This is a genomic window from Rhodococcus mengyinensis, assembly GCF_048381435.1.
Taxonomy (GTDB): domain Bacteria; phylum Actinomycetota; class Actinomycetes; order Mycobacteriales; family Mycobacteriaceae; genus Rhodococcus_F; species Rhodococcus_F opacus_D.
Genome location: NZ_JBLWIT010000102.1, coordinates 109,865 through 134,613 on the forward strand (window position 1 = coordinate 109,865; position 24,749 = coordinate 134,613).

Sequence of the window (24,749 nt, forward strand, 5' to 3'; positions counted from 1 at the left end):
GCGGGCCGCGCGGCTCTTTGTCGGGTTTACATAGTTAGTTAGCCTATGTAATGTGTTTGGCATGGACGACGACACACGGCTGCAGAGCCTGCTCGTCGACCTGGTCACGAATTCTCACCGATTCACCAGGCTCGCGAGCTCCTTCGGATCCGAGGCTCACCCCCGGCCGTGGACACGTGCCCTCGCCCTGCTCGACGACCAGGGCGAGATTCGGATCAGCGAGTTCGCCCGCATCGACCGATGCTCGCAACCGTCCGCCACCGCCCTCCTGCAGAAGCTGGCCGATCGCGGATACGTCGCCCGCCGACCCGATCCAGAGGACGCCCGGGCAGTCCGGGTGTCCATCACGGACCTGGGCCGCGAATGGCTGACCGTGGCCCGCAACGAGATCGCGGGTGCACTCGCCCCGCACTTCGCGGACCTCGAACCCGAGCAACTCGAACGACTGACTCAGGGCCTGTCGGAACTGCGCTCGATCGTCAAGTCGTCGGCGCGCGCCTGACCACCCATCCACACCCCGACATACATCGAAGGAGGTGGCCGTGAGCACCACGACCGCAACCGTCACGAACAGCACATCCAGCGAGGCTCCACCGAGCCTCCTCCACCAGCCGAAGTCGGTGTGGGCCGTCGCCTTCGCCAGCGTCATCGCGTTCATGGGCATCGGGCTCGTCGACCCCATCCTCAAGCCGATCGGCGAACAACTCGACGCGACGCCGTCCCAGGTGTCGCTGCTGTTCACCAGCTACATGCTGGTCACCGGTGTCGCGATGCTCATCACCGGCGTCGTGTCGAGCCGGATCGGCGCCAAGAAGACCCTCCTCACCGGACTCGCCGTCATCGTCGTGTTCGCGGCGCTGGCAGGCAGCTCCGGCACCATCGGGCAGATCGTCGGCTTCCGCGCCGGCTGGGGACTGGGCAACGCCCTGTTCATCGCCACCGCGCTCGCCGCCATCGTCGGCGCGGCCAGCGGCGGCGTCGCGCGGGCCATCATCCTCTACGAGGCCGCGCTGGGCATCGGCATCGCCGTCGGCCCGCTGGTCGGTGGTGTCCTCGGCAACATCAGCTGGCGCGCACCGTTCTTCGGCGTCGCAGCCCTGATGGCCGTCGCGTTCATCCTCATCGTCGTGATGCTGCCGTCCGCGCCCAAGCCGGAGCACCGCACGTCGATCGCCGCGCCGTTCCTCGCCCTGCGCCACCGCGGCCTGCTCACCGTCGCGATCACCGCGCTGCTCTACAACTACGGCTTCTTCACACTGCTCGCGTACACACCGTTCCCGCTCGACATGGGCACGTACTCGATCGGATTCATCTTCTTCGGGTGGGGCCTCGCACTGGCCGTCGCGTCGGTGTTCCTCGCCCCGCGGCTACAGCGGCGCTTCGGCACGCTGCCGATGATGATGCTGGCCCTCGCACTGTTCGCCCTCGACCTCGCCATGATGGCCGCATTCACCGACAACAAGACCGTGCTCGTCGTCGGTGTCGTGCTCGCCGGGCTGTTCCTCGGTGTCAACAACACGCTCATCACCGAGACCGTGATGATCTCCGCACCCGTCGAGCGGTCGACGGCGTCCGCGGCGTACAGCTTCGTTCGCTTCGTCGGCGGCGCCGCAGCACCGTGGGTCGCGGGCAAGCTCGGTGAGAGCAACATCCACATGCCGTTCTGGGTCGGCGCCGTGTGCACCGCCGCCGCGATCATCGTGCTCGCGACCGGACGCAAGGTCCTCGCCCACGTCGACGAGCACGATCCCGAACCGCACAGCGTCGAGGAAGCACTGGCCGTCACGGTCGCCGACGCCGACTGACCACCCCCATGTGAGTGGCGNNNCGCCACTCACATGTGCGGTCAGAGGTTCAGGTCGGGGAGGCCGAGGAGCGAACGGTACTCGAGACCCTCGGCCGCGATCACCTCGTCGGCACCGGTCGCGCGGTCGACGACGGTCGCGACACCGACGACGATCGCCCCGACGTCGCGCAACGCCTTCACCGCGGTGAGCGGAGAGTTGCCCGTGGTCGTGGTGTCCTCGACGACGAGGACACGCTTGCCGACGACGTCCGGCCCCTCGATCTGCCGCTGCATGCCGTGCGCCTTCGCGGCCTTGCGCACCACGAACGAATCGATCGGTCTGCCCGGGGCGTGCATCACGGCCATCGCCACCGGGTCGGCGCCCATCGTCAGTCCGCCGACGGCGTCGAAATCCCAGTCCGCCACCAGTTCACGCAGCAGCTTCCCGATCAGCGGGCCAGCCTCGTGATGCAGCGTGGCGCGGCGAAGGTCCACGTAGTAGTCGGCTTCCTTGCCCGAAGACAACGTCACCTTGCCGTGCACAACAGCCAGCTCACGCACCAACGCGGCCAGATCCTCGCGATCACTCATGCCCGAAACCCTACCCACCTCTATGTGCGGGCACGCCCCCGGCCGAACACGTTGGTCAGCCGCCGGACCAGACTCTTCGGGACGAGTCGACCGGCAGTGGTCAGCACCTTGTACTGGAGGCCGGGAATGCTCACGACCTTGCCGTCCTCGAGGTCGGCCAGCGACGCCGCGACCACCTGGTCGACGCTCAGCCACATCGGCTTCGGAATCGAACTCATCTCGATGCCCGCGCGCTCGTGGAACTCGGTGCGAATGAATCCCGGGCACAGCGCCTGAATCCGCACACCCGTGCCGCCCAGCCCGTTCGCCAGTCCCTCGGAGAACGAGATCACGTACGCCTTGCTCGCCGAATAGGTCGATCCCCGCCCGGACAGCAGGCCGGCGACGCTCGCCACGTTGATGACGGTGCCGTTCGCCGACGCGATCATGGTGGGCAACGCCGCGCGGGTCAGCTGCATGACGGCGGTGACGTTCACGTCCAGCTGGGACTGCAACAATTCCGGCGTCGCCGTCCAGAACTCGCCCGACGTGCCGAATCCGGCGTTGTTGACCAGCACCTCGACACCCTTCCCGAGGCGCTGCGCCACTTCCTCACGCCCGGACGCCGTGGCCAGATCGGCCTGCAGGATCTCGGACTCGGTGTCGAACAACGCCTTCATCTCGTCGGCGAGGGCCTGCAAGCGGGTTTCGTCACGCGCGACGAGCACGAGGTCGTAACCGAGAGACGCGAACTTCCTCGCGAAACCGGCACCGAGCCCCGACGTCGGGCCGGTGACGAGGGCAACGGGTCGGGCGGAACTGGGGGGCGTCGACATACCGGTGACGGTAGCAAGGCGCTGCGCGCCTGTGCGCGGTTAACGAGTCCCAGGACTCGTCAGGCACTCACGGGCGCGGAGCTCCGGGGCCCGGCGGGCGAGGAGCGCCGGGGGTCTGCTGGCGGGGAGCGCCGGGGGCCGGCGGGCGGGGAGCGCCGGGGGCCGGCGGACGGGAAGCGCCGGGGGCCTGCTGGCGTGGAGCGCCGGGGGCCGGCGGGCGGGGAGATGTCGGACGCGCGGGACGCGCCTCGGCGGGGGCGTCTTCCCGCACTCGCGGCCTGCTCGGGTCGTGGTGGCCACGGTCGAGTCCCCGCGGTTCGGTGACCGGGGGCAGGACGTGCAGAATGCCGGACAGTCGGGCGACGGCCTCGATGGCCGAATCCCACTCGCGTCCGCTGCTGCCGATGGGCAGCGAACCGAGGGTCCATTCGCCCTCGCTCCACAGCATGTTCACGTGCGGCGGCACCGACTCGGTGAACGCCACCATGCGCTGATCGCAGACCCTGCGGGCGATTTCGAGGTCGGTGGCGAACACGACTCGCGGTCCGATGGCACCGAGGAGTTCGAGATCCGAGTCCTTCGGCGGCGGGGTCGACTTGAGGCGCAGGTCGATGTCGACGTCCGAGCCCACCCGGCGGCGCACGGCGACGATGGTCGCGGTCTCCTCGAGGTCGAACAGGATGAACGACTCGCCCCGGCGTTCGCCCTTCACCACGTCGATGGCGCTGAGGTACTCCTGCTTGGCCAGCGCGGCGCGATGGAATTGGCCAGGCAGCTTCTCTTCGACGTTGTCGTACGTGTAGCCCTGGGCCTTGGCCCAGATCTGCCGCACCCGACCTGTCTGATCACGACGCGAGCGATCGAAATAGAGCAGCGCGCACGCGCCTGCGAGTGCGATCAACGCCAGTACGAACCACATTCCCGTCATCGGTGATCAGCCTAGCGAGTCGACGCCGTTACGAGGCGAAGCGGTACCCGGACACCCCGTGTCGGTTTTGCCCGGACCCATCGTCTCAGTTACCGCCGAGCTTCGGCAGCTCGGTGCTGATGATCGTCTCGGCCATCATCGTGCCGTTCTCGACCTTCGTCCCCTGCACCATCACGGTGAACCCGGGCTTCAGATCGGCGACCGTGGTGCCGTCGAGTGCGATCACGTTGGTCTGCGCGTTGGTCTGAACCGTCAGCCGGGATCCGCCGAGGGCGTCGAGGGTGAGTGTGGAGCCGTCGTTGGCGCTGATCGTTCCGAACGCGGCGCCCGCAGCGCCGATGGCCTCGCCGATTCCGCCGGGGAGTTGATCGAGCGGCGACTCCGACGTGGTCGACGGCGGCGGTGTCGTCTTCGGCGGCGCGGTCGTGGCGGGCGGACGGGACGTGGTCGGGCCCGCCGCCGTGGTGCTCGAGGAATTGTTCGGCGCGGACGTGAAGAGGGCGACACCGAAACCGATGACGGCGATCAGCAGCAGCGCGGCCGCCGTGGCGGCGATCCACGTGCCGATCCGCCGGGGCTTCTTCTCCTCGGGACTCTCGGTGACCGGCGCCTGGTACTGCGAGCCGGGGTACTGCCCCGGCGGGTAGTGGGCGTTCGGGTACTGCCCCGTCGGATACCCGCCCTGGTACTGCTGGGCGTCGTACGGCGGATACGCCTGCGTGGCGTTCGGTGGCGGAGCCTGCGGGTCGTACCGCGGATCGTAGGTCGGGTAGGCCTGGGTGGGATTGGGCTGGTTCTGCCCGTACGCGGCGGTCGGATCGGACGTGTAGAACTGCTCGGTCGGCCTGCCTGCGGGGCCCAGGTGCTCGGTGCGCTGCTCAGCCGATCCGAGGTGCTCGGTCGGCTGGTCCTGCCGCGACCACGCCTGGGTGGGGTCCTCGTCACCGGCCCTCGACGCGGAATCGGCGGTGGTCCACGACTCCGTTCCGTCGTACGCGCGTTCCTGCGGGGTGCGCGGGTCGTCGGGGTTCGTCATGATCGGCCCCTCCCTCGGGTTCGTCCGGCCGGTGTCCTGCGGCTACGGACGGTCCAGGGTAACGGCGAAACTTAAGACGTCGCTGTGAAAACACAGGTGAGTGGCACGGCGTGCGGGAGCACACCGTGCCACTCACGTACGGATCAGCCGAGGACGAGCGCGTCCCCGGTCTCGGACACCTTCACGGGGACGGTGTCACCGTCCTTGACGTCACCGGCGAGCAGCAGCTTCGCGAGCTGGTCGCCGATCGCCTGCTGAATCAGCCGGCGCAGCGGCCTGGCCCCGTACATCGGGTCGTAGCCGCGGACCGCCAGCCAGAAGCGGGCCGAGTCGGACACGTCCAGCGTCAGCCGCCGGGCCGCGAGCCGGCGGGACAGCTGATCGAGCTGGATGTCGACGATGGATTCGAGCTGCTCTTCCGTGAGCGACTCGAAGATCACGACGTCGTCGAGCCGGTTGATGAACTCCGGCTTGAACGCGTGCCGCACCGCATCCATCACCTGCTCCCGCGATCCACCCGCACCGAGGTTGGACGTGAGGATCAAGATGGTGTTGCGGAAGTCGACGGTGCGTCCCTGACCGTCCGTCAGCCGGCCTTCGTCGAGGACGGCGAGCAGGATGTCGAACACGTCGGGGTGCGCCTTCTCCACCTCGTCGAACAGCACCACCGTGTACGGACGCCGTCGCACGGCCTCGGTGAGCTGGCCGCCCGCCTCGTACCCGACGTATCCGGGCGGGGCGCCGACGAGCCGGGCCACCGAATGCTTCTCGCTGTACTCGGACATGTCGATGCGGACCATGGCGCGCTCGTCGTCGAACAGGAAGTCGGCGAGGGATTTCGCGAGCTCCGTCTTGCCGACGCCGGTGGGCCCGAGGAACAGGAACGAACCGGTGGGCCGGTTGGGGTCGGCGACTCCGGCGCGGGCGCGGCGCACCGCATCCGACACGGCGACGACGGCCTCTTCCTGGCCGACGACCCGCTTGCCGAGTTCGGATTCCATCCGCAGCAGCTTGGCGGTCTCGCCCTCCATCATGCGGCCGGCCGGGATGCCGGTCCATGCCGCGACCACGTCTGCGACGTCGTCGGGACCCACTTCCTCCTTGAGCATGACGTCGCCGTCGGCGGCGGCACCGGACTCGCGGGCTGCCTGCTCGAGTTCCTTCTCGAGCTGCGGGATGCGGCCGTACCGCAGCTCCGCGGCCCGGCCGAGGTCGCCGTCGCGTTCGGCGCGTTCTTCCTCGCCGCGCAGCGTCTCGAGCTGCTCCTTGACCCCGCGCACGGAGTCGATGGCCTGCTTCTCGTTCTGCCAGCGGGTGGTCAGCTGGTTGAGCTTCTCCCGTTCGTCGGCGAGTTCCTGCCGCAGCTTCTCGAGCCGGTCCTTCGACGCCGCGTCGGATTCCTTCTGCAGCGCCATCTCCTCGATCTCGAGGCGGCGGACAATGCGTTCGACGGTGTCGATCTCCTCGGGTCGCGAGTCGATCTCCATCCGCAGCCGGGACGCGGCCTCGTCGACGAGGTCGATCGCCTTGTCCGGCAGGAACCGGGACGTGATGTAGCGGTCGCTGAGCGTGGCGGCGGCGACGAGCGCGGAGTCGGTGATGCGCACACCGTGGTGCACCTCGTACCGCTCCTTGAGCCCGCGCAGGATGCCGACGGTGTCCTCGACGGAGGGTTCACCCACCAGCACCTGCTGGAAGCGACGTTCGAGGGCGGCGTCCTTCTCGATGTACTTGCGGTATTCCTCGAGCGTGGTCGCGCCGACGAGCCGCAGCTCACCGCGGGCGAGCATCGGCTTGATCATGTTGCCCGCGTCCATCGCGGACTCACCGGTGGCACCCGCACCGACGATGGTGTGGAGCTCGTCGATGAACGTGATGACCTGTCCGGCCGAGTTCTTGATGTCGTCGAGGACGGCCTTGAGCCGCTCCTCGAACTCGCCGCGGTACTTGGCGCCCGCGACCATCGATCCGAGGTCGAGGGAGATCACGGACTTGCCGCGCAGCGATTCGGGAACGTCGCCGGCGACGATGCGCTGGGCGAGTCCCTCGACGATGGCGGTCTTGCCGACACCGGGTTCGCCGATCAGCACCGGGTTGTTCTTGGTCCGGCGGCTGAGTACCTGCACGACGCGGCGGATCTCGTTGTCGCGGCCGATCACCGGGTCGAGCTTGCCGTTGCGGGCCAGGGCGGTGAGGTCGGTGGAGTACTTCTCGAGCGCCTGGTACGTCCCTTCCGGATCCGGGCTGGTGACGCGCGCACTGCCGCGGACGGTGGTGAACGCATCACGCAGCGCCTCAGGGGTGGCGCCGTGCCGCTTCAGCAGTCCGGCCACGTCCGACTCACCCGAGGCGAGACCGACCATCAGGTGTTCCGTCGACACGTACTCGTCGTCGAGTTCGGTGGCGAGGTGCTGTGCTGCGGTGAGTGCGGCGAGGGCCTCGCGGCCGAGCTGCGGTGTGGTTGTGGCGCCCGTCGTCTTGGGCAGCCGGTCGACGAGATCCTGCCCTTCACGATGGACCACGGTGGGATCGACGCCGACCGCCTTGAGCAGCGGGGCGGCGATGCCGTCGGTCTGGTCGAGCAGGGCCACGAGCAGATGCGCGGGCCTGATGTCGGGATTACCGGCCGACGACGCCGACTGGAGCGCAGCGGTCATCGCGGCCTGGGTCTTGGTGGTCGGATTGAACGAGTCCACTGTTCACCTCTTCTGGCGTTGTAGAGCGGTCCGCCGCCCGGGGCCGAGTGGCACGTGGCGACGCTGTCATCTTCTTAACGCGCGAAGGGTTGAGTCTGTTCCGCTCAACTTTGAAAATTTTCCGCTACACCCATTCTGTCGCGCCGCGACGCTTCGCGGGGCGGGATGTCAGGCCCCGATCGCGGTCGCCATAGTCGGCCAGGACGCGGACAGGTCGTCGCGCCAGTACCCCCACGAGTGCGTTCCGACCGGCCGGAGGTCGACCGTGGCCGGAATGTCCAGGGCGCGGAGTTTCTCGGCCAGCCGCATCGTGCAGTCGTTGGTGACGGCCTCGATGACACCACCCACCACGACCTGCGTCGCGAGGTTGCGACGGTCGCCGCCGACGGTCCGGGCGTCGAGGGTGTCGTACGGTCCCGGCAGCCCGCTGCCGTTGGAGATGTAGAGGGTGGTCCCCCGGAGCTTCTCGGCGTTGACGTACGGATCGTTCGCGGCCCACAGCGGATCGTTGGCCGCTCCCCACATGTTCTCGGGGTTGCCGCCGAAGTCCGACACCGTGATCTCGACGAACCGGCGCGCCACCGGGTCGCTCGTCATCGCGCACCCGCTGTACGCCCCGACGCTTTGATACAGCCCCGGCTTGGAGATCGCGAGGTTGAGGACGCTGGTGGCCGACATGGACAGCCCGGCGATGGCGTCCTTCCCGGTCGTCTCGAGCGCCGAGTCGACGATGGGCGGTAGTTCCTTCGTCAGGAACGTCTGCCACTTGTTCCGCCCGAGCTCGGGATCGTCCTGCTTCCAGTCCGCGTAATAACTGGACTGGCCACCGAACGGGATGACCACGTTGACGTCCTTGTCGGAGAAGAACTTCTCGACGTCCGCCTTCTGCTCCCAGCCGAACTGCTCGGAGTTCCCCTCGACGCCGCCGAGCATGTAGACGGTGGGACGCTTCTCCGACGCGGCCCGGATGACCCGGACGGTGATGTCCTTGTCCATGGCGGTCGAGTGGACGGTGAAGTTCATCTGCGATTCGCCCACCGGGGTGACCTCGACCAACCGCGAACCGTCGGGCGCCTCGTCGGCCGAGATCGACTCGATCGTCGTCCGTGGTTCCGCCGAGACGACGCTTCCGCCGCTGATCACCGTCAGCGTCACGGCCGCCACGACCGCGGCGGTCCGACGAATCCGAACCGAACTGGCCATCCCCGGACGAAACCGACCCCGATCCCGCGCACAGCCAACTCTCATGGGCCCCCCTCGGTAACGCCGCCTGTTTACTGGATGCATCGTGCCTTGCCGGTGGTCACAGCTCAATGGCGACCCACCGAAATACCGGGGGCGAACGCCCAGCCGGCCGTTGCCGTAACCCCGGGCCCGCGCGCGGGACGGCTAGAATGCGGGTGTTCGAATCAGCAGGCACGGAGGCAGGGGACGGCTTGACACGAGATTGCCTCGATCCGCTCGTGATTTCGCGTCTACGCGCCAGCTTTTCGTCGATCGTGTCCACCGAACACGGACGCAACCGGCTCACCACCACGTTCTACGCCACCCTGTTCGCCGAACACCCCGAGTTCCGCGCGCTCTTCCCGCCTGCGCTGGATCAGCAGGGCCACCGCCTGTTCCAGGCGCTGCAGTTCGTCATCGACAACCTCGACGACGAGGGCCGGGTCCTCGGTTTCCTGAGCCAGCTCGGCCGTGACCACCGCAAGTACGGCGTCGAGGGCAGGCACTACTTCGCGTCGGGCAATGCGCTGCTGGTCGCGGTGCAAAGCTCCTTCACCCAGGCCATCTGGACGCCCTCGCTGACCGCGGCCTGGACGGAACTGCTCGACCTCCTCCTCCACACGATGGCCGACGCCGCGGACACCGACGACCTGCCCGCCGCGTGGGGCGCCACCGTGGTCGATCACGAACGCCGCCTCGACGACCTCGCGATCGTCCGTCTCGAGACCGACTCCCCCATCCCCTACGGTGCGGGCCAGTACCTCAGCGTTCAGATCCCGCAACGGCCCCGGATGTGGCGATATCTGTCGGCGGCCATTCCCGCCAACCCGTACGGACAGCTCGAGTTCCACGTGCGCCGCGTGTCGGGTGGGTGGGTGAGCCCCGCCATCGTGAACGAGACGCAGGTGGGCGACCGGTGGCTGCTCAGCTCCCCGCTCGGTGGGCTCGAGGTCGACCGTGACAGCGGGCAGGACGTCCTGATGATCGGTTCGGGGACGGGCATCGCGCCGCTGCGCGCGCAGGTGATGGAAATGGCGATGCGGTCGAACAATCCGCGGGTCCACATGTTCGTGGGCGGCAAGTACCCGTGCGATCTGTACGACATCGAGACCCTGTGGCATCTGTCGCTGAGCAATCCGTGGTTGACCGTGGTTCCCGTGTCCGAGGAGGACGAGGACCCGTGGTGGCACACGACTCCCGCGCCGGAGGCGCCGCCGGGGTTGCATCAACGACTTCAGGGGCAGCTCGGCCGCGTCGTCGCCCGGTTCGGGTCGTGGGCGGACCGGCAGATCCAGATCTCCGGTTCGCCGGCGATGATCAAGACCACCGTGTACGCGTTGCAGGGCGGCGGTACGCCGCCCGAACTGATCCGGCACGACCCCCTGATCTAGTTCCGCAGCCCGTCCCCGCCCATCCGCCATCCGGTTCGACCGTCGGGAGAGCATCACGCCATGCAAGCCACGCAGACCACCTGGACCAGCACCGTCGTCGAGCATCACCGTCTGCGGCACGACCTCGCCGTGATCCGCCTCGTCGGTGACTACGTCCCGTTCGTGCCGGGGCAGTACGTGGACGTGAGCGTGCCCCAGAACCCGCGGCTGCTGCGCAGACTCTCCCCCGCCCTGCCGCCGTCGTTGGACGGCAAGCTCGAATTCCACGTCCGGACGGTTCCCGGCGGCTGGGTCAGCGGCGACATCGTCACGGGAACCTCGCCCGGCGACCAGTGGCAGATCCTCGAGCCGCGCGGCACGATGTCCGTCGACGAGGACGGGCCGGACGTCATCATGATCGCCGGCGGCACCGGCCTGGCCCCGTTCCGGTCGATCCTGCTGGACCTGTCGCGCAAGCCGAATCCGCCGCGGGTGTTCCTGTTCACGGGCGATCGGACGCCGCGCGATCTGTACGCGTCGGACATGCTCTACCTGCTGCTGCAGGATCTGCCGTGGCTCACCGTCATTCCGGTGGTGGAGAACGTCGTGAATCCGGACTGGACCGACGAATGGTACGAGCGCACCAGAGTGGATGTGGGGTTCACCGAGGACGATCTCATCGAGGGCTCACTGCCCGACGTCGTGACGTCCTACGGCGCGTTCACCGAGCACCAGGTGCTGGTGTGCGGTTCGGCGGCAATGGTGCGTGCCACCCTCGACCGTCTCCGCGACACCGGGACCCCCACGGAGAACATTCAGTTCGACCCGTACTGAGGCGTTCGGGTCAGTAGGACGGGTCGTGCCGGATGTTTTCCGGCGGAGTGCCCGCGGCGTGCAGCCGGAACTTGGTGGTGTTGATCATCGCCTCGGAGCCGACGAGCTGGATGTCGCGCTCGGCCCACGTCCCGAAGTCGGCGACGACCTGCCCCACTTTGCCGGTCAGCCGGCGGTGCATGCCGGGCAACGCGGCGCTGCTCGGACCGGTGTACCACCAGGGGTCCTCGTCCTCCTCGGTGACCGGGACGACGGTCAGCCACGGGTTCTGCTCCGCGAGCGCCCACAGGGTGCCCAGGTCGTAGAGGTCGCAGGGGTACCGGCCGGCGAAGAAGAGGTGGACGCGGCGGTCTTGGCCGCGTTGCGACATCTGGAGGATCTGCGCGCGCAGCGGGGCGATGCCCGTCCCCGATCCGATCATGAGGATGTCGCGACCGTTGTCGTAGCGGACTCCCAGGTCGCCGAGCGGGGATCCGATCACCCAGCGCTCGCCCACGAGGGTCTGGCTGACGATGGCGGGGCTGACCCAGCCGCCCGACACCCGGCGGACGTGGAACTCGATGATGCCCTGGTCGTTGGCGGGGTTCGCCGGCGACAGGTACCGCCACATCCGGGGACGCGACGGCACCTGCACGCTCACGTACTGGCCGGCGGTGTAGGTCATCGGCTCGTCGAGTTGCAGGCGGACGATCGACACGTCCTTGCGAACCTGAAGGTGCTCGACCACGGTCGCACCCCACGCCGGCGGGCCGCTCTCGGCATTGGCCGCATCCATCATGGTGGCGGCGACGACGGAGAGGACGTCGCGCCACGCCTGCTCGAGTTCGTCGGTCCACGGCTCGGTCGAGGGGAACTGTTCGACCGCGGCGATCAGGGAGTTGCCGACGGCGACGTAGTGCGCGTCCTCGATTCCGTACTTGCGGTGGTCCCGGCCGAGCTGGGCGAGGTAGGCGAGGATCTGCCCGGATTCCTCCTCGAGCCGTTCGATCACGTATTGGACGGCGGAGATCAACCGGTCGCGCTGCTCGTCCATGGCCGCGGGGAAGAAGTCCCGGGCATCGGGATACCGCGCGAACAGCAGGGCATAGAAGGACCGCGACAGAGTCTGAGGCCCGTCCGGCACCGCCGCGATAGCCTTGAAACTCGACCGGACCAGCGATATTGCCTGTGAATCCACCGCGCATCCTCGTCACCGACTGAACGCGGCCCCGCCGCGAAGTACTTGGGCAGACTATAGGCGCGTGCGCCACGCCGCAGACCAGGTCCCTTGTTTCGGGCCCTGGTCGTGCTATCCGACCGCTCGGTCTGCACTTTCCCAGTACCGGGAGCGCAGCGCCTTCTTGTCCAGTTTGCCGAGCGGGGTCAGCGGCAGTGCGTCGACGAAGTCGATCGATTTGGGGGCGTGCACCGATCCCTTCGCGGCTCGCACCCGTTCGACGAGTTCGGCGTCGTCGACCGTCTGCCCGGCCCGCAACACCACGCACGCCTTGACGGCCTCGCCCCACTTCTCGTCCGGAACGCCGACCACCGCGACCGAGCCGACGGCAGGATGCGCCGAGATGACGTCCTCGATCTCCCGGGGAAACACGTTGAAGCCGCCGGTGACGATCATGTCCTTCTTGCGGTCGACGATCGTCATGAATCCGTCTTTGTCCTTGCGCGCGACGTCGCCCGTGTGCAGCCAGCCACCGCGGAACGCCTCGGCGGTCTCGTCGGGCTTCTTCCAGTACCCCTTCATGACCAGCGGGCCGCGGACGCAGATCTCGCCGAGCTCACCCTGCGGCACCTCGTTCAGGTCGTCGTCGAGCAGGGCGACGTTCAACCAGGGCACGGGACGCCCGCACGTCGCGAGCCTGCTGGGATCGTCCGCGAGGTGCTCTTCCTTCCGCAGCACCGCGATGGTCATTCCGCATTCGGTCTGGCCGTAGAACTGGAAGAAGATCTGGCCGAACTTCTCTATGCCCTCCTTCAACCGGGCCGGCGACATCGCCGAGGCGCCGTAGAACAGCGTCTGCAGGCTGGACACGTCCCGCTTCGGCAGGTCGGGGTGATCCATCAGCAGGTAGATCATGGTGGGGACGAGCATCGTGGCCGAGATCTTGTGCTTCTCGATCGCCTCGAGGACGGCACCGGGCTCGAACGCGGGCAGCACGATCAGCGCGCCACCACGCAGCAGGGTCGGGATGAAGAAGGCGGCGCCGGCGTGCGACAGCGGCGTGCAGATGAGGAAACGCGGTTCGTCGGGCCACTGCCATTCGGCCATCTGGATCTGATTGAGCGTCGCGCCGGACTGGTAGGAGCCGACGACGCCCTTCGGCTTGCCGGTGGTGCCGCCGGTGTAGACCATGCTGCTGTTGTCGTCGGCGGCCACGTCCGCCGCCCGCAGGCGCTGCGGGGTGAACGTCTCGGCGAGTGCGAGAATGTCGGTGCCCACTTCGGACGGCCCCAACGACAACACGTTCTCGATCGACGGCGACTGCGCCACCAGTTCGGCGGCGCGCTCCTCGAAGGCGGTGGGATCGAAGATCAACGTCTGGATCTCGGCGTCGCCGACGATGTACAGATGGTCGTCGAGCGAGCCCATCGGGTTCAGCGCGCTGGCGCGGCATCCGGAGATCATGGTGGCGCCCATGCTGATGAGCACTTCGGGCCTGTTCTTGGACAGCATGGCGGTGCTCGTGCCCTTACCGATTCCGAGTGAAGCCAGTGCCTGCGCAAAGCAACTGATCTGATCGCGCATCTCACCGCCGGTGAGGACGACGTCGCCGAGGTAGAGCGCCGGCTTGTCGGAGTTGCGTTCCAGTGCAGTGATGAGGAGGTCTGCAGCGAAGGCGGGTCGATGCAGATCTGCGAACTCGTCGGTCATCTGTAATCCTTCTACTCCCGCGACGCCGAGGCGCGTGGTCCGGCGGCCTGGATTTTCTGTGTCCTGGGTCACCGACACCCTAACCGGAAACCGGAAAAACTGAAACCTGTTCCACCTGGCGCGCGGTGCCGACGGCAAACTCCGCGCCGGAACGCGTCCGATAACGTGAGGTCCATGAGTCCGCAGGACCGAATCGCAGAACGGATCTCGACCGCTGCCCAGAGCGCGCACGTCTTCCTCGCAACGGCGGAATCGCTCACCGGCGGACAGATCTCGTCCATTCTCGGCGCGGCGCCCGCCTCCTCCGACTGGTATCGGGGCAGCGTGGTCGCGTATTCCAGCGAAGTGAAGCACCGGGTGCTGAAGGTGCCGGACGGTCCCGTCGTCAGTGAGGCCAGTGCCCGCGCGATGGCCGGAGCGGTCGCGGAACTGCTCGGAGCCGACATCGCCGTCGCGGTGACCGGTGCGGGCGGCCCCGACCCTCAGGACGGGCAACCGCCGGGGACCGTCTGGTTCGGACTCTTCACCCACGGCCGTATCGACACCGAGATGCACCGATTCGCCGGTGAACCGCAGGACGTCGTGACCGCAACGACCGACCGTGCCCTGGAACTGCTCGAGCAGGCGTTGGTCTCCGCGCCCGGTCGAGTTCCTCCCCCGCTCGCATAGATCTCCGAGAGTCGGGTAATCGTCCGAACGGGCACCTCTACACCCGAGGAGGATTTCCGTGCCGAAGACCACCGACCGCGGCAAGCCGAAGAAGAGCGAGCTCCCCGAGACGCTGAAGAAGTCGTCCGAGAAGGCGCAGCGCACGTTCGCCAAGGTGTACGACTCCGCAATGGATCAGTACGGGGACGAGGAACGGGCGCATCGCGTCGCGTACGACGCCCTCAAACACAGCTACGAGAAGGTCGGGGACCACTGGGAGGCCAAGGACGAGAAGGGCCCCTCGGACGAGCGCGCGAAGAGCGGCGGCCCGAACGCGTCCGGTGAGACGGCCGAGGGCGTCGACGCCAACGCGAGCAAGGACCACCTCCTGCACATCGCTCAGCGGCTCGACATACACGGCCGGTCCACCATGACCAAGGACGAACTCGTCGACGCGATCGAGAAGGCGAACCGGAGAGCCCGATGAGAGCCGTGACGTGGCAGGGCAAGCGGAAGGTCAGCGTCGACACCGTCCCCGACCCCGTGATCGAACAGAAGACTGACGCGATCGTCGAGATCACCACCACCAACATCTGCGGCTCCGACCTCCACCTGTACGAGGTGCTCGGCGCGTTCATGAGCGAGGGCGACATCCTCGGCCACGAACCGATGGGCATCGTGCGCGAGGTGGGCTCCGAGGTGACCGAGGTGAAGGTCGGCGACCGGGTGGTGATCCCGTTCCAGATATCCTGCGGCAGTTGCCACATGTGCGATCGGAAGCTGTTCACCCAGTGCGAGATCACCCAGATCCGGGACGAGGGTATGGGTGCGGCGCTGTTCGGGTATTCGAAACTGTACGGGAGCGTTCCCGGCGGCCAGGCCGAGTATCTTCGGGTGCCGCACGTGAAGAACACGCACATCACGGTTCCCGAAGGTCCACCGGATTCGCGCTTCGTGTATCTGTCCGACGTGCTGCCGACGGCGTGGCAGGCCGTCGAGTACGCGGACATCCCCGACGGCGGTTCCGTCGTCGTTCTCGGGCTCGGGCCGATCGGTGACATGGCGGCACGCATCGCTGCGCACAAGGGTTTTCGTGTCATCGGCGTGGATCTCGTGCCTGAGCGTCTCGCCCGCGCGCAGGCGCGGCACATCGAGACGGTCGACCTGACCGAGACCGAGGGCGAACTCGGCGACGTGATCCGGGAGATGACCGGCGGCCGCGGCCCCGATTCCGTCATCGACGCCGTCGGCATGGAAGCGCACGGCTCCCCCGGCGCGAAACTCCTGCAGCAGGTCACGTCTCTCCTGCCCGACGCCATCGCGGGCCCGCTGATGTCGACGGCGGGAATCGACCGGCTGCACGCGCTGTACGCGGCCATCGACATCGTGCGCCGCGGCGGCACCCTCTCGCTCATCGGGGTGTACGGCGGAATGGCCGACCCGATACCTATGCTCACCCTGTTCGACAAACAGATTCAGCTGCGGATGGGCCAGGCCAACGTGAAGCGGTGGGTCCCGGACATCCTGCCGTTGCTCACCGACGCCGACCCCTTGGGCGTCGACACGTTCGCCACTCACGAACTGCCACTGGACCACGCCCCGCACGCGTACGAGATCTTCCAGAAGAAGGAAGACGGCGCTGTGAAGATTCTCCTGAAGCCGTAATGCCTTCTCTGTGGCTCGATCACGTCGCCGGGCACCGCGGTGCGGTCACCGGGCGGTCGTGGGACGAACGCGGACGGTACGACACCGTGGTGGTGGGCGCGGGGGTGACCGGACTGATCCTCGGGTTGCTGCTCGCCCGCGCGGGACAACACGTCGCCGTCGTGGAAGCGCGGACCATCGGCGCCGTCACGACGGGGAACACCACAGGCAAGGTCAGTGTGCTGCAGGGGACCCGGCTCGCCGAGATCGGCCGACGCCACGCGGTGCACATCCTGCGCTCGTACGTCGAGGGAAATCTGGAGGGCCAGCAGTGGCTGCTCCGGTACTGTCGCGATCGCGAGATTCCCGTGGGCACGGCATCGGATTTCACGTTCGCGCAGACCGAGTCCGGCACCGACGCGGTGCGCGCTCAGTACACGGCCGCCCGATCAGCGGGCCTGCCCGTCCGACTGGTGCCGGAACTCGACATCCCGGTGCCCCACGTCGACGCCGTCACAATCGACGACCAGGCGTTCCTGGACCCGATGCCCGTTCTCCACACGGTGGCCCGCGACGTGATCACGCACGGCGGCGACGTGTTCGAGCACCGTCGTGTGACGGCGGTCCGGACGCTGGTGCGATTCCACGTCCTGTCGACGCCGGACGGCGAGATCGAAGCCCGACGCGTGGTTCTCGCGACGGGAACTCCGATCCTCGATCGCGGAGGATTCTTCGCCCGGCTGAAGGCGGAACGATCGTATGCGGCGGCGTTCCGGGTGCCGGGCGGTGCTCCCGGCGGCATGTACCTGACCGCCGATCAGCCCACCCGGTCGTTGCGCCCGGCCGACGACGGTCGTGTTCTGGTCGTCGGCGGCAACGGTCACGACGTGGGCCGCAGCACGTCGCCGCAGGCCGCGGTCGACGATCTGCTGGCCTGGACCGGCCGCCACTTTCCCGGGGCGACGCCGACCCACCGCTGGTCGGCGCAGGACTACTCCTCGCTGAACGCGCTTCCCTATGTCGGCCCACTGGTTCCGGGCAGCGACGGCATTCTCGTCGCGACCGGCTACGGAAAGTGGGGACTCTCGAACGGCGTCGCCGCCGCTCTTGCGCTCGCCGGACGCATTCTCGGTGGCCACATGCGGTGGGCGGAGGCCTTCCAGAGCTATTCGCCGACGCAGCTTTTCGACCTTCCCGCGGTAGTGAAGGCGAACGGCGAGGTGGCGAGGGAGATGGCTGCGGGCTGGGGCGACGCACTCGTGGGGCGGCAACGCGGGAAGGGCCGGGCACGCATCGTGCGAGAGGGTCTGCTGCCCGTCGGCGAGTACACCTCGAACGGTCACACCGAGCGCGTCTGCGCCGTCTGCCCGCACCTCGGTGGTGTGCTCCGCTGGAACGATGCGGAGGCGTCGTGGGACTGCCCGCTGCACGGGTCCCGATTCACTGCCGGCGGAACACTTCTCGAGGGCCCCGCAACCACCGATCTCCGACGACTCTGATTCCCACCCGATTGGCCGCGGGCCATCTGGGTACCCGTCGCTTGTTCTCACGAAAGGAAGGAAGTGCCCATGACATCGGCAGAGACACTTCGCGGCCGGAAGGTCGCGATCCTGGCCACCCACGGCGTCGAGGAAGTCGAACTCGTCGAACCCCGGAAGGCCGTGGAGGACGCCGGCGCGGAGGTCCGGCTGATCTCGTTGTCCCCCGGCAAGATCCAGGCCATGAACTCGGACGTGAACGCGGCAGGCACCTACGCCGTCGACGCCGTCGTCGGCGACGTGTCGGTCGCCGACTTCGACGCATTGATCCTGCCCGGCGGCACCACGAACCCCGACCACCTCCGGATGGACGCGTTCGCCGTCGCCTTCGTCCGCGACTTCGTCGCTTCGGGCAAACCGGTGGGCGTGATCTGCCACGGACCGTGGACGTTGGTCGAGGCCGACGTCGTCCGCGGCCGCACTCTCACGTCGTATCCGAGCGTGCGCACGGATATCCGCAACGCGGGCGGAACCGTGGTCGACGAGGAAGTGGTGGTCGACAACGGGTTGGTGTCGAGCCGCAACCCCGACGACCTGCCCGCGTTCTGCGCGAAGATCGTCGAGGAATTCGCCGAGGGCCGCCACCCGCAGTGACTAGTCCATCGGCGAGTGCGGTCGGGTCGGGTCCGTTGCGGGCGACGACCCGACCCGCGCCGTGAAGAATCCGAGCGCGACCATTCCGGCGCCGAGTGCGAAGTGCAGCCAATTGTCTGCCGTGTTGACCGGCACGAAGTTCGCCGCACTGGCCTGGTCGATCACCAGTCCGTAAATCCACAGCACGAGATAGACCACACCGCCGACGATCAGGTACAGGCGCGCAGTCTGCACTGTCCTGGCGAATGCGATGCCGGCGACGCCGAAAATCAGGTGAACGACGTTGTGCAGCACCGAAACCTGGAATATCCCCAGCAGTTTCGCGCCCGAATGGTGCCCGGCGCCGCCGAGCAGGTCGTAGTCGGTCGTGATGCCGGGAACGAAACCCAGGATCCCGACCAGGAGGAATACCGCACCCACGACGAGCGCGGCGATCTGAACCGGCGACTTCGTCCGGGACGACTCGCGCGTACCCATTGCTCTGCCCTTCCTTCGCGATCGACTGGTCCCCGATTACCCGTCAGCGAACACGTCAACCGCCCAGCGCCGTCAGCGCGAGTCCGGCACCGTCACCACCACGCGGGTGCCCGATCCGGGTGAGGACGTGACGTCGAAGGTGCCGCCGACGCTTTCGACCCGCACGATGTGCGACGCCAGCCCGATGTGCCCCTGCGCCACCCGTTCCGGGACGACGGCCGGATCGAAACCGGCGCCGTCGTCGGCGACCGTCAGCGTGGTCCGCCCGTCGGCGCGGGTGAGTGCGAATTCGATCGTCGTGGCGCGGGCATGTCTGGTCACGTTGGTGAGCAGTTCCCGCGCCACCCGGTAGAGCAGCTCCTGGCAGTCGGGGTGACCGACGTCGTCGAGGCTCACCGACATCTCGAACCCCCGTCGGGCGTAGAGATCCGTGAGCTCGCGCAGCGCCGCGGTGAGGCCCAGCTGCGCGAGGACCTGCGGATGCAGTGTGGTGACCGTGGACCGCAGTTGCGCCGCCGTCTCGCGGAGGGCGGACTCGGCGGCGACGAGCATGGCGTCCGGGTTCCGCTCCAGGGCCTCCTCCACGTCCAGCCGGGCGGCCAGGACATTCTGCAGGGGCCCGTCGTGGAGGTCCTCGGCCAGTTGCCGTCGCTCGCGTTCCTCGGCGCCCATCGATTCGGCGATCAGCTGCCTGCGCACATCCATCAGCGAGATAACCGTCGCAGAGCGCCGGACCAGCACGTACGACAACGCCGTCGTCGCGGCCGCGAGCCACAACAGGAACCCGAAGTAGAGGTACACCTCGTCGGGGAAGCCGACTGCGTCGTCGCGCTTGGAGTAGACGATCCACACCACCTGGTACCCGACGGCGGTGCAGACGCCGACGATCGCCGTCAGACGCGGCCGGTACTGGAACGCCACCGAGATCGGCAACAGGAAGAACACCGGCAGCAGCACCGACGTCGCGCCGCCGGAGACGACGCACAACGCCACTACCGCGGTGACGTCCGCGGCCGTGGACACCCAGCCCGCCCAGGGTCCGACGTCCCGCACCAGGACGAAGATCAGCCAGCCGAGAGCGACCGCCGCATACCCGATCAGCAGACCCGCGAAGACGTCGGGTTGCCAGTGCGTCACGCGGATCACCGGCCCGAGCAGCGCCATCAGACCGATCAGCGGTAACCGGAGTATGGCGGTCACCCGGACCGCCTCGGTGCTGTAACGACGAACTACGCGACTCTGGGACGGAAGCGGCACGTCACTCCAGCAAGCCGCGTCGCATCGCCTCGGCCACCGCGGCCGCGCGGTCGCTCACCCCGAGCTTCTCGTAGAGGCGCTGGACATGGGTCTTGACCGTCGACGGCGCCAGATACAGCTCACCGGCGATCGTGGGAATGCTCTGGCCGCGCGCAATGAGCGCCAGCACTTCCTTCTCCCGGCCGCTCAGCGCCGGCCCGACCGGTTCACTGCGACGACGCACCTCGCCGGCCAGTCCGACGGCGAGGGAGGCGGGAAGGACGTCGCGGCCCTGAGCGCAGTCCAGGACGGCTTTCACGATCTCCGCCCGGGTCGATTCCTTGGGCAGAAACCCCGCTGCCCCCTCCTGTAACGCGTGGTAGACGATCGCGGACTCGTCGTGCGCCGACAGCAGCAGCACCCGCGTGGCGAGTTCGGCTCGTCGGACGGCCGCCGCCACCTGGGAACCGTCCAGCTCCGGCATCCGATAGTCGAGCAGTGCGACGTCGGGGGCGAGTTCGCGGATCAGGGCGAGCGCCGCCGCACCGTCGTCCGCCTCGCCGACCACCTCGATGTCGCCACTCGCGAGGAGCGCACGGACGACACCGTCCCGAAAGATCGGGTGGTCGTCGCCCACCACCACACGCACGGCGCTCACGGCGCGGTCCGAGGCGAAGCGACTCCGGCGAAGTCCATTGCTCACTTTCTCACGAGAGCAGGCCCGCGCGGAGCACTTCGCGACCCCGCTGTCCCCCGATCGGTGGACACCGGATTCATCCCGCCCTCCGTCCTGTCGGTGGACAGACGACGGCGCGCATCCGCGACATAGTTGATGCACACCGGAAAACGGGGAGATCGGAAACCGAAACCCCCACGGCCCCAGACGTTCCCCCCGAAGCGTCAGACCCCCGAAGTTCCAGAACCCAGGAGAAGCCATCATGCGCACCACCGCCCGCCGCCGCGTCGCACTCTTCATCGCACTGCCCGCCACCGCAGTGGCCGTCACCGGATTCGCCATCGCCGCCGCCGGGGTTGCCACCGCGGGCACGATGCCGACGTCGGGACCCACGATCGCGATGACGATCAGCAACGACACCGATCTGCCGATGGTCCTCGCGGGCTCGTCGAACCCCTACGGGCAGTGGATTCAGGCGCCGTCGGACTACCTCGCCCCGCACAGCAGCCAGATCGTGAAGGCATTCTCCACCGACCCGAACGGCGTCGAGGTGGACGCCACGTACTCGCTCCCCGGCGGTGCCCAGGCGGTGTTCCGCGCCGACAACTACAGCAACACGACCGACGTGGACGGAACTCGCGTCGACGCCAACTACGGCCACGCCTACGGCATCAGCAGCTGGATCGACTCGGGCTACCCGAACATGAACGCCGGCTACCACCTGTACGGGCACCCCTGACAGACGATCCCGACCATCCACCGAACACTCGACGAAAGCCGGAGAACATGATCATGCACGTCACCGAGACCCCCACCCCCACCGTCTCCCGCACCATGTGGACCACCGAGGAGATCAAGGCACGCCTCGAGGAGATGAACATTCCGCGATCACGCACCCGCCGCGGGCCCCGCTGGGGCAACCGCGACCGATAAGCCGGGGGTTGGGGCCCGATGTCGCACTGGTTCACTCCGACAGGACCAGCGCGACATCGGTTCGGTTCACCCGAGAGATCGCCGGGTCAGCGCTGGTGCCGCGGCTTCCACACGACGAGGGCGTTGCTCCGCGGGATCGGAACGAGGTCGCGCCGGTACCCGGCGTGAATCTTCGCGATCTCCTCGGCCAGCTCGCGAACCCGGTGCTGCAGAGCCTCCACCTGGTTGGTGAGTTCGATGATCCGCTTGATCCCGGCGAGGTTGACGCCCTCGTCCTGCGAGAGGCGTTGCACCTCGCGGAGCAACGCCACATCCCGCGGCGAGTACCGTCGCCCGCCACCGGACGTGCGGTGCGGGGTGACGAGACCGAGCCGGTCGTAGTTGCGCAACGTCTGCGCATGCATGCCGGCGAGTTCCGCGGCCACCGAGATCACGAAGATCTGGGCGTCCGGATCAACGGCGCTCTCGCGTGGATCCTGGGTCGTATCGCTCATCAAGCACCCGCCCACCCGGCCCTCGGATCGAATCCGCTGGCCTTCTCTGCTTCCAGATAGGTCTTCAATGCTTCGGTGGCCGGGTCGTCGAGCTTCTGCGGAACGGCGACCTTGACCGTGACCAGTAGGTCACCGGCGCCACCGGCACGCTTGGGGACGCCTCGGCCGCGCACCCGCAGAACCCGGCCGTCGGCGGTGCCCGCCGGAATCTTCACACCGACACGCCCCTCCAAGGTGGGGACGGAGACGGTGGTTCCGAGCACGAGCTCACCGTAACTGACGGGGACGACGAGGGTGAGGTCGTCGCCGTTGCGGCCGAACACCTTGTCGGGACGCACCCGGACCGTGACGAACAGGTCGCCGGACGGTGCGCCGCGCAGGCCCGCCTCACCCTGGCCTGCCAGCCGGATCTTCTGTCCGTCACTGACACCCGCGGGGACGCGGACGGTGATGGTGCGGGTCCGGTTGGTGACGCCGTTGCCGTGGCACACCTCGCACGGCGAGTCGATGATGGAGCCGGTACCGCGGCAGTCGTCGCACGGCTCACTGAACCCGAACGCGCCCTGGTTGCGGCTGACGATTCCGGTCCCGTTGCAGCGCGGGCAGACTCGCGGGCTGGTTCCCGGCTTGGCACCGCTGCCGTGGCAGGTGGTGCACGGCGACGGACTGGTCAGCCGCAGCGGAACCGTGACGCCCAGCGTGGCTTCACGGAATTCGAGGGTCGTCTCCGTCTCGACGTCGCTGCCGCGACGGGGACGGTTGGTCGTGCGGGTCGCGCCGCCGCCACCGGCGCCGCGATTGAACAGGCCACCGAAGATGTCGCCGAGGCCGCCGTCACCGGCCGCCGCGCCGCCGCCACCGAACAGGTCGTTGATGTCGAATCCGCCCTGGCCGAAACCGCCGGCTCCGGGGTTGAATCCGCCGCCGCCCTGTCCGAAACCGCCGCTCGCGAACAGTCGCCGGGCCTCGTCGTATTCCTTGCGCTTGGCAGGGTCCGAGAGCACGGCGTGTGCTTCGCTGACGGACTTGAAACGCTCCTCGGCCTTCGTGTCGCCGGGGTTCGCGTCGGGATGAAGGTCGCGGGCGAGCTTGCGGTACGCCTTCTTGATCTCGTCCGCGGATGCGTGGGACGAGACGCCCAGCTCCTTGTAGAAGTCCTTTTCGATCCACTCCCGTTGGCTCACTGGGCGTCTCCTCCTCTCGCTCTTACTCTTGTTCCGACTCGGCGGGCTTCGCCGCCTCGTCGAAGGTGTTCGCGCCGGCATCGCCTGCGCGATCGATCACAGCTACCATCGCATGCCGCAGGACGCGATCACCGAATTTGTAGCCCTTTCGCATCACTGTGCCGAGAACGGGGTCGTGACCCTCGCCCTCGTGCTGCACTGCCTCGTGCAGCGCCGGATCGAATGCGTCGCCCTCGGCGCCGAACTCGCTCAGGCCGAGCGACGTGAGGGTGCCGGTGAGCTTGTCCGCCACACCCTTCAGCGGCCCCGAGTCGAGGTCGCCGTGGCTGCGTGCACGGTCGAGGTCGTCCAGCACCGCGATGAGCTCACCGACGACGGACGCTTTGGCGTTCGCGATGTCGGCCTGCTTGTCGCGCTGGACGCGGCGGCGGTAGTTGGCGTACTCCGCCTGCAGTCGCTGCAGGTCGGCGGTGCGCTCCGCCAACTCGTCCGTCTCCGGAGCTGCCGTCTCCGGCAGGGCCCCTTCGTCCACCGAGCCGGGCTGCGGTGCGGCAGCGGTGCCCGCGAGGGGCTCCACTACCGGCTCCGCGTCCCGTGTCCGACCGGTCTCGGGGTCGATCTTCCGCTTGTCCACGAAAGTGACCGGTTCCTGCTCGGTGTTGTCGGACGTCACTTCTTCTCCGAGTCGGACGGCTCGTCCACGACCTCGGCGTCGACGACGTCGTCGGCACCATTCGCGCCGGAGCCGTCGGTGTTGGCGGCTTCCTCAGCGGCGCTGGCCTCGTAGATCGCCTGGCCGAGGGCCTGCGACTCGGTGGCCAGCTTCTCGACCGCGGTCTTGACGGCCGCGATGTCGGTGCCTGCGAGAGCGTCGTTGGCCTCCTTGATGGCAGCCTCGACCTTCTCCTTGACGTCGGCGGGCACCTTGTCCTCGTTGTCCTTGATGAACTTCTCGGTCTGGTGCACCAGCGACTCGGCCTGGTTGCGCACCTCGGCCTCCTCGCGGCGGGCCTTGTCTTCCTCGGCGTGAGCCTCGGCGTCCTTGACCATCCGCTCGATCTCTTCCTTGGACAGACCGGAGCCGTCCTGGATCTTGATCGTGTTCTCCTTGCCCGTGCCCTTGTCCTTGGCGGTCACGTGCACGATGCCGTTGGCGTCGATGTCGAAGGTGACCTCGAT

The 24,749-nt window shown here is 67.9% G+C and carries 26 protein-coding genes; 11 read left to right on the forward strand and 15 right to left on the reverse strand.

Translation table 11 applies throughout. From position 1 onward, the window contains the following. Window positions 1–61: 61 nt before the first annotated feature. On the forward strand, window positions 62–502 hold the full coding sequence (locus ACNJ7E_RS20530; protein WP_009478779.1) for a MarR family winged helix-turn-helix transcriptional regulator: 441 nt from the start codon (window positions 62–64) through the stop codon (window positions 500–502). Between the two features lie 34 nt (window positions 503–536). Further along, window positions 537–1,805, forward strand: coding sequence for an MFS transporter (locus ACNJ7E_RS20535; RefSeq protein WP_011597697.1), 1,269 nt, complete (start codon window positions 537–539; stop codon window positions 1,803–1,805). A 41-nt stretch (window positions 1,806–1,846) separates the two neighbouring features. Here the strand turns inward: ACNJ7E_RS20535 and pyrE are convergent, their stop codons facing one another. The 6 genes from pyrE to ACNJ7E_RS20565 all read right to left on the reverse strand — a co-directional run bounded on the left by pyrE (window position 1,847) and on the right by ACNJ7E_RS20565 (window position 9,055). Next, entirely contained in the window at window positions 1,847–2,377 is a 531-nt protein-coding gene (gene pyrE, locus ACNJ7E_RS20540) for an orotate phosphoribosyltransferase (RefSeq protein WP_005238397.1), read from the reverse strand. Window positions 2,378–2,397: 20 nt separating this feature from the next. Continuing rightward, complete coding sequence (locus tag ACNJ7E_RS20545) at window positions 2,398–3,192, reverse strand: SDR family NAD(P)-dependent oxidoreductase (RefSeq protein WP_105420669.1); 795 nt, start codon at window positions 3,190–3,192, stop codon at window positions 2,398–2,400. Between the two features lie 67 nt (window positions 3,193–3,259). Beyond that, window positions 3,260–4,111 carry a type III secretion system chaperone family protein gene (locus ACNJ7E_RS20550; protein ID WP_317567987.1) on the reverse strand — a complete coding sequence of 284 codons (852 nt, stop codon included), beginning with the start codon at window positions 4,109–4,111 and terminating at the stop codon, window positions 3,260–3,262. Between the two features lie 94 nt (window positions 4,112–4,205). Next, the gene (locus ACNJ7E_RS20555) at window positions 4,206–5,156 is read right to left on the reverse strand and encodes a DUF5666 domain-containing protein (RefSeq protein ID WP_418340849.1); all 951 of its coding nucleotides are present in this window, start codon (window positions 5,154–5,156) and stop codon (window positions 4,206–4,208) included. A 143-nt stretch (window positions 5,157–5,299) separates the two neighbouring features. Next, complete coding sequence (gene clpB / locus ACNJ7E_RS20560; RefSeq protein ID WP_009478774.1) at window positions 5,300–7,852, reverse strand: ATP-dependent chaperone ClpB; 2,553 nt, start codon at window positions 7,850–7,852, stop codon at window positions 5,300–5,302. A 168-nt stretch (window positions 7,853–8,020) separates the two neighbouring features. Continuing rightward, window positions 8,021–9,055 carry an alpha/beta hydrolase gene (locus tag ACNJ7E_RS20565; RefSeq protein ID WP_418340850.1) on the reverse strand — a complete coding sequence of 345 codons (1,035 nt, stop codon included), beginning with the start codon at window positions 9,053–9,055 and terminating at the stop codon, window positions 8,021–8,023. 191 nt (window positions 9,056–9,246) lie between these two features. Here ACNJ7E_RS20565 and ACNJ7E_RS20570 point away from each other — a divergent pair, with 191 nt between their 5' ends. Both ACNJ7E_RS20570 and ACNJ7E_RS20575 read left to right on the forward strand, forming a co-directional pair. After that, window positions 9,247–10,467 (forward strand): globin domain-containing protein, encoded by a 1,221-nt coding sequence (locus ACNJ7E_RS20570; protein WP_280784165.1) that lies wholly within the window; start codon window positions 9,247–9,249, stop codon window positions 10,465–10,467. Window positions 10,468–10,527: 60 nt separating this feature from the next. Then, window positions 10,528–11,280 carry an FAD-binding oxidoreductase gene (locus ACNJ7E_RS20575; RefSeq protein ID WP_105420679.1) on the forward strand — a complete coding sequence of 251 codons (753 nt, stop codon included), beginning with the start codon at window positions 10,528–10,530 and terminating at the stop codon, window positions 11,278–11,280. Window positions 11,281–11,290: 10 nt separating this feature from the next. Here ACNJ7E_RS20575 and ACNJ7E_RS20580 read toward each other — a convergent pair whose 3' ends face one another. Further along, the gene (locus ACNJ7E_RS20580) at window positions 11,291–12,457 is read right to left on the reverse strand and encodes an FAD-binding oxidoreductase (RefSeq protein WP_418340851.1); all 1,167 of its coding nucleotides are present in this window, start codon (window positions 12,455–12,457) and stop codon (window positions 11,291–11,293) included. A 111-nt stretch (window positions 12,458–12,568) separates the two neighbouring features. Then, window positions 12,569–14,146, reverse strand: coding sequence for an AMP-binding protein (locus tag ACNJ7E_RS20585; RefSeq protein ID WP_418340852.1), 1,578 nt, complete (start codon window positions 14,144–14,146; stop codon window positions 12,569–12,571). Between the two features lie 174 nt (window positions 14,147–14,320). On the opposite strand from ACNJ7E_RS20585, the gene ACNJ7E_RS20590 reads away from it, so the two are divergent. The 5 genes from ACNJ7E_RS20590 (at window position 14,321) to ACNJ7E_RS20610 (ending at window position 18,570) form a co-directional block, all read left to right on the forward strand. Continuing rightward, window positions 14,321–14,815 (forward strand): CinA family protein, encoded by a 495-nt coding sequence (locus ACNJ7E_RS20590; protein WP_280784169.1) that lies wholly within the window; start codon window positions 14,321–14,323, stop codon window positions 14,813–14,815. Window positions 14,816–14,873: 58 nt separating this feature from the next. Continuing rightward, entirely contained in the window at window positions 14,874–15,281 is a 408-nt protein-coding gene (locus tag ACNJ7E_RS20595) for a ChaB family protein (RefSeq protein WP_418340853.1), read from the forward strand. After that, window positions 15,278–16,459, forward strand: coding sequence for a zinc-dependent alcohol dehydrogenase (locus ACNJ7E_RS20600; RefSeq protein ID WP_418340854.1), 1,182 nt, complete (start codon window positions 15,278–15,280; stop codon window positions 16,457–16,459). The genes ACNJ7E_RS20595 and ACNJ7E_RS20600 overlap by 4 nt, the downstream gene beginning before the upstream one ends. Beyond that, window positions 16,459–17,937 (forward strand): FAD-dependent oxidoreductase, encoded by a 1,479-nt coding sequence (locus ACNJ7E_RS20605; protein ID WP_418340855.1) that lies wholly within the window; start codon window positions 16,459–16,461, stop codon window positions 17,935–17,937. Before ACNJ7E_RS20600 ends, ACNJ7E_RS20605 begins: the two co-directional genes overlap by 1 nt. A 69-nt stretch (window positions 17,938–18,006) precedes the next feature. Further along, window positions 18,007–18,570, forward strand: coding sequence for a type 1 glutamine amidotransferase domain-containing protein (locus tag ACNJ7E_RS20610; protein ID WP_418340856.1), 564 nt, complete (start codon window positions 18,007–18,009; stop codon window positions 18,568–18,570). On the opposite strand, the gene ACNJ7E_RS20615 is transcribed toward ACNJ7E_RS20610, so the two are convergent. The 3 genes from ACNJ7E_RS20615 to ACNJ7E_RS20625 form a co-directional block, all read right to left on the reverse strand. Beyond that, window positions 18,571–19,047 (reverse strand): DUF4383 domain-containing protein, encoded by a 477-nt coding sequence (locus ACNJ7E_RS20615; RefSeq protein WP_317567931.1) that lies wholly within the window; start codon window positions 19,045–19,047, stop codon window positions 18,571–18,573. It abuts the gene before it with no gap. A 72-nt stretch (window positions 19,048–19,119) separates the two neighbouring features. Next, window positions 19,120–20,304, reverse strand: a complete 1,185-nt coding sequence (locus ACNJ7E_RS20620) for a sensor histidine kinase (protein WP_418340857.1) — start codon at window positions 20,302–20,304, stop codon at window positions 19,120–19,122. Window position 20,305: 1 nt separating this feature from the next. Continuing rightward, window positions 20,306–20,932 carry a response regulator gene (locus ACNJ7E_RS20625; protein WP_025432069.1) on the reverse strand — a complete coding sequence of 209 codons (627 nt, stop codon included), beginning with the start codon at window positions 20,930–20,932 and terminating at the stop codon, window positions 20,306–20,308. Between the two features lie 289 nt (window positions 20,933–21,221). Here ACNJ7E_RS20625 and ACNJ7E_RS20630 point away from each other — a divergent pair, with 289 nt between their 5' ends. Beyond that, on the forward strand, window positions 21,222–21,698 hold the full coding sequence (locus ACNJ7E_RS20630) for a hypothetical protein (RefSeq protein WP_009478762.1): 477 nt from the start codon (window positions 21,222–21,224) through the stop codon (window positions 21,696–21,698). A 47-nt stretch (window positions 21,699–21,745) separates the two neighbouring features. After that, window positions 21,746–21,892 (forward strand): hypothetical protein, encoded by a 147-nt coding sequence (locus tag ACNJ7E_RS20635; protein WP_009478761.1) that lies wholly within the window; start codon window positions 21,746–21,748, stop codon window positions 21,890–21,892. A gap of 86 nt (window positions 21,893–21,978) precedes the next feature. On the opposite strand, the gene ACNJ7E_RS20640 is transcribed toward ACNJ7E_RS20635, so the two are convergent. The 4 genes from ACNJ7E_RS20640 to ACNJ7E_RS20655 form a co-directional block, all read right to left on the reverse strand. Continuing rightward, window positions 21,979–22,386, reverse strand: coding sequence for a heat shock protein transcriptional repressor HspR (locus ACNJ7E_RS20640; protein ID WP_011597686.1), 408 nt, complete (start codon window positions 22,384–22,386; stop codon window positions 21,979–21,981). Continuing rightward, complete coding sequence (gene dnaJ / locus ACNJ7E_RS20645; RefSeq protein WP_005238348.1) at window positions 22,386–23,570, reverse strand: molecular chaperone DnaJ; 1,185 nt, start codon at window positions 23,568–23,570, stop codon at window positions 22,386–22,388. The genes ACNJ7E_RS20640 and dnaJ overlap by 1 nt, the downstream gene beginning before the upstream one ends. A gap of 22 nt (window positions 23,571–23,592) precedes the next feature. Next, window positions 23,593–24,243, reverse strand: coding sequence for a nucleotide exchange factor GrpE (gene grpE, locus ACNJ7E_RS20650; protein ID WP_418340858.1), 651 nt, complete (start codon window positions 24,241–24,243; stop codon window positions 23,593–23,595). Continuing rightward, the coding region (locus ACNJ7E_RS20655) for an Hsp70 family protein (protein ID WP_418340859.1) at window positions 24,240–24,749 on the reverse strand (510 nt) is incomplete at its 5' end. The genes ACNJ7E_RS20655 and grpE, both read right to left, overlap by 4 nt.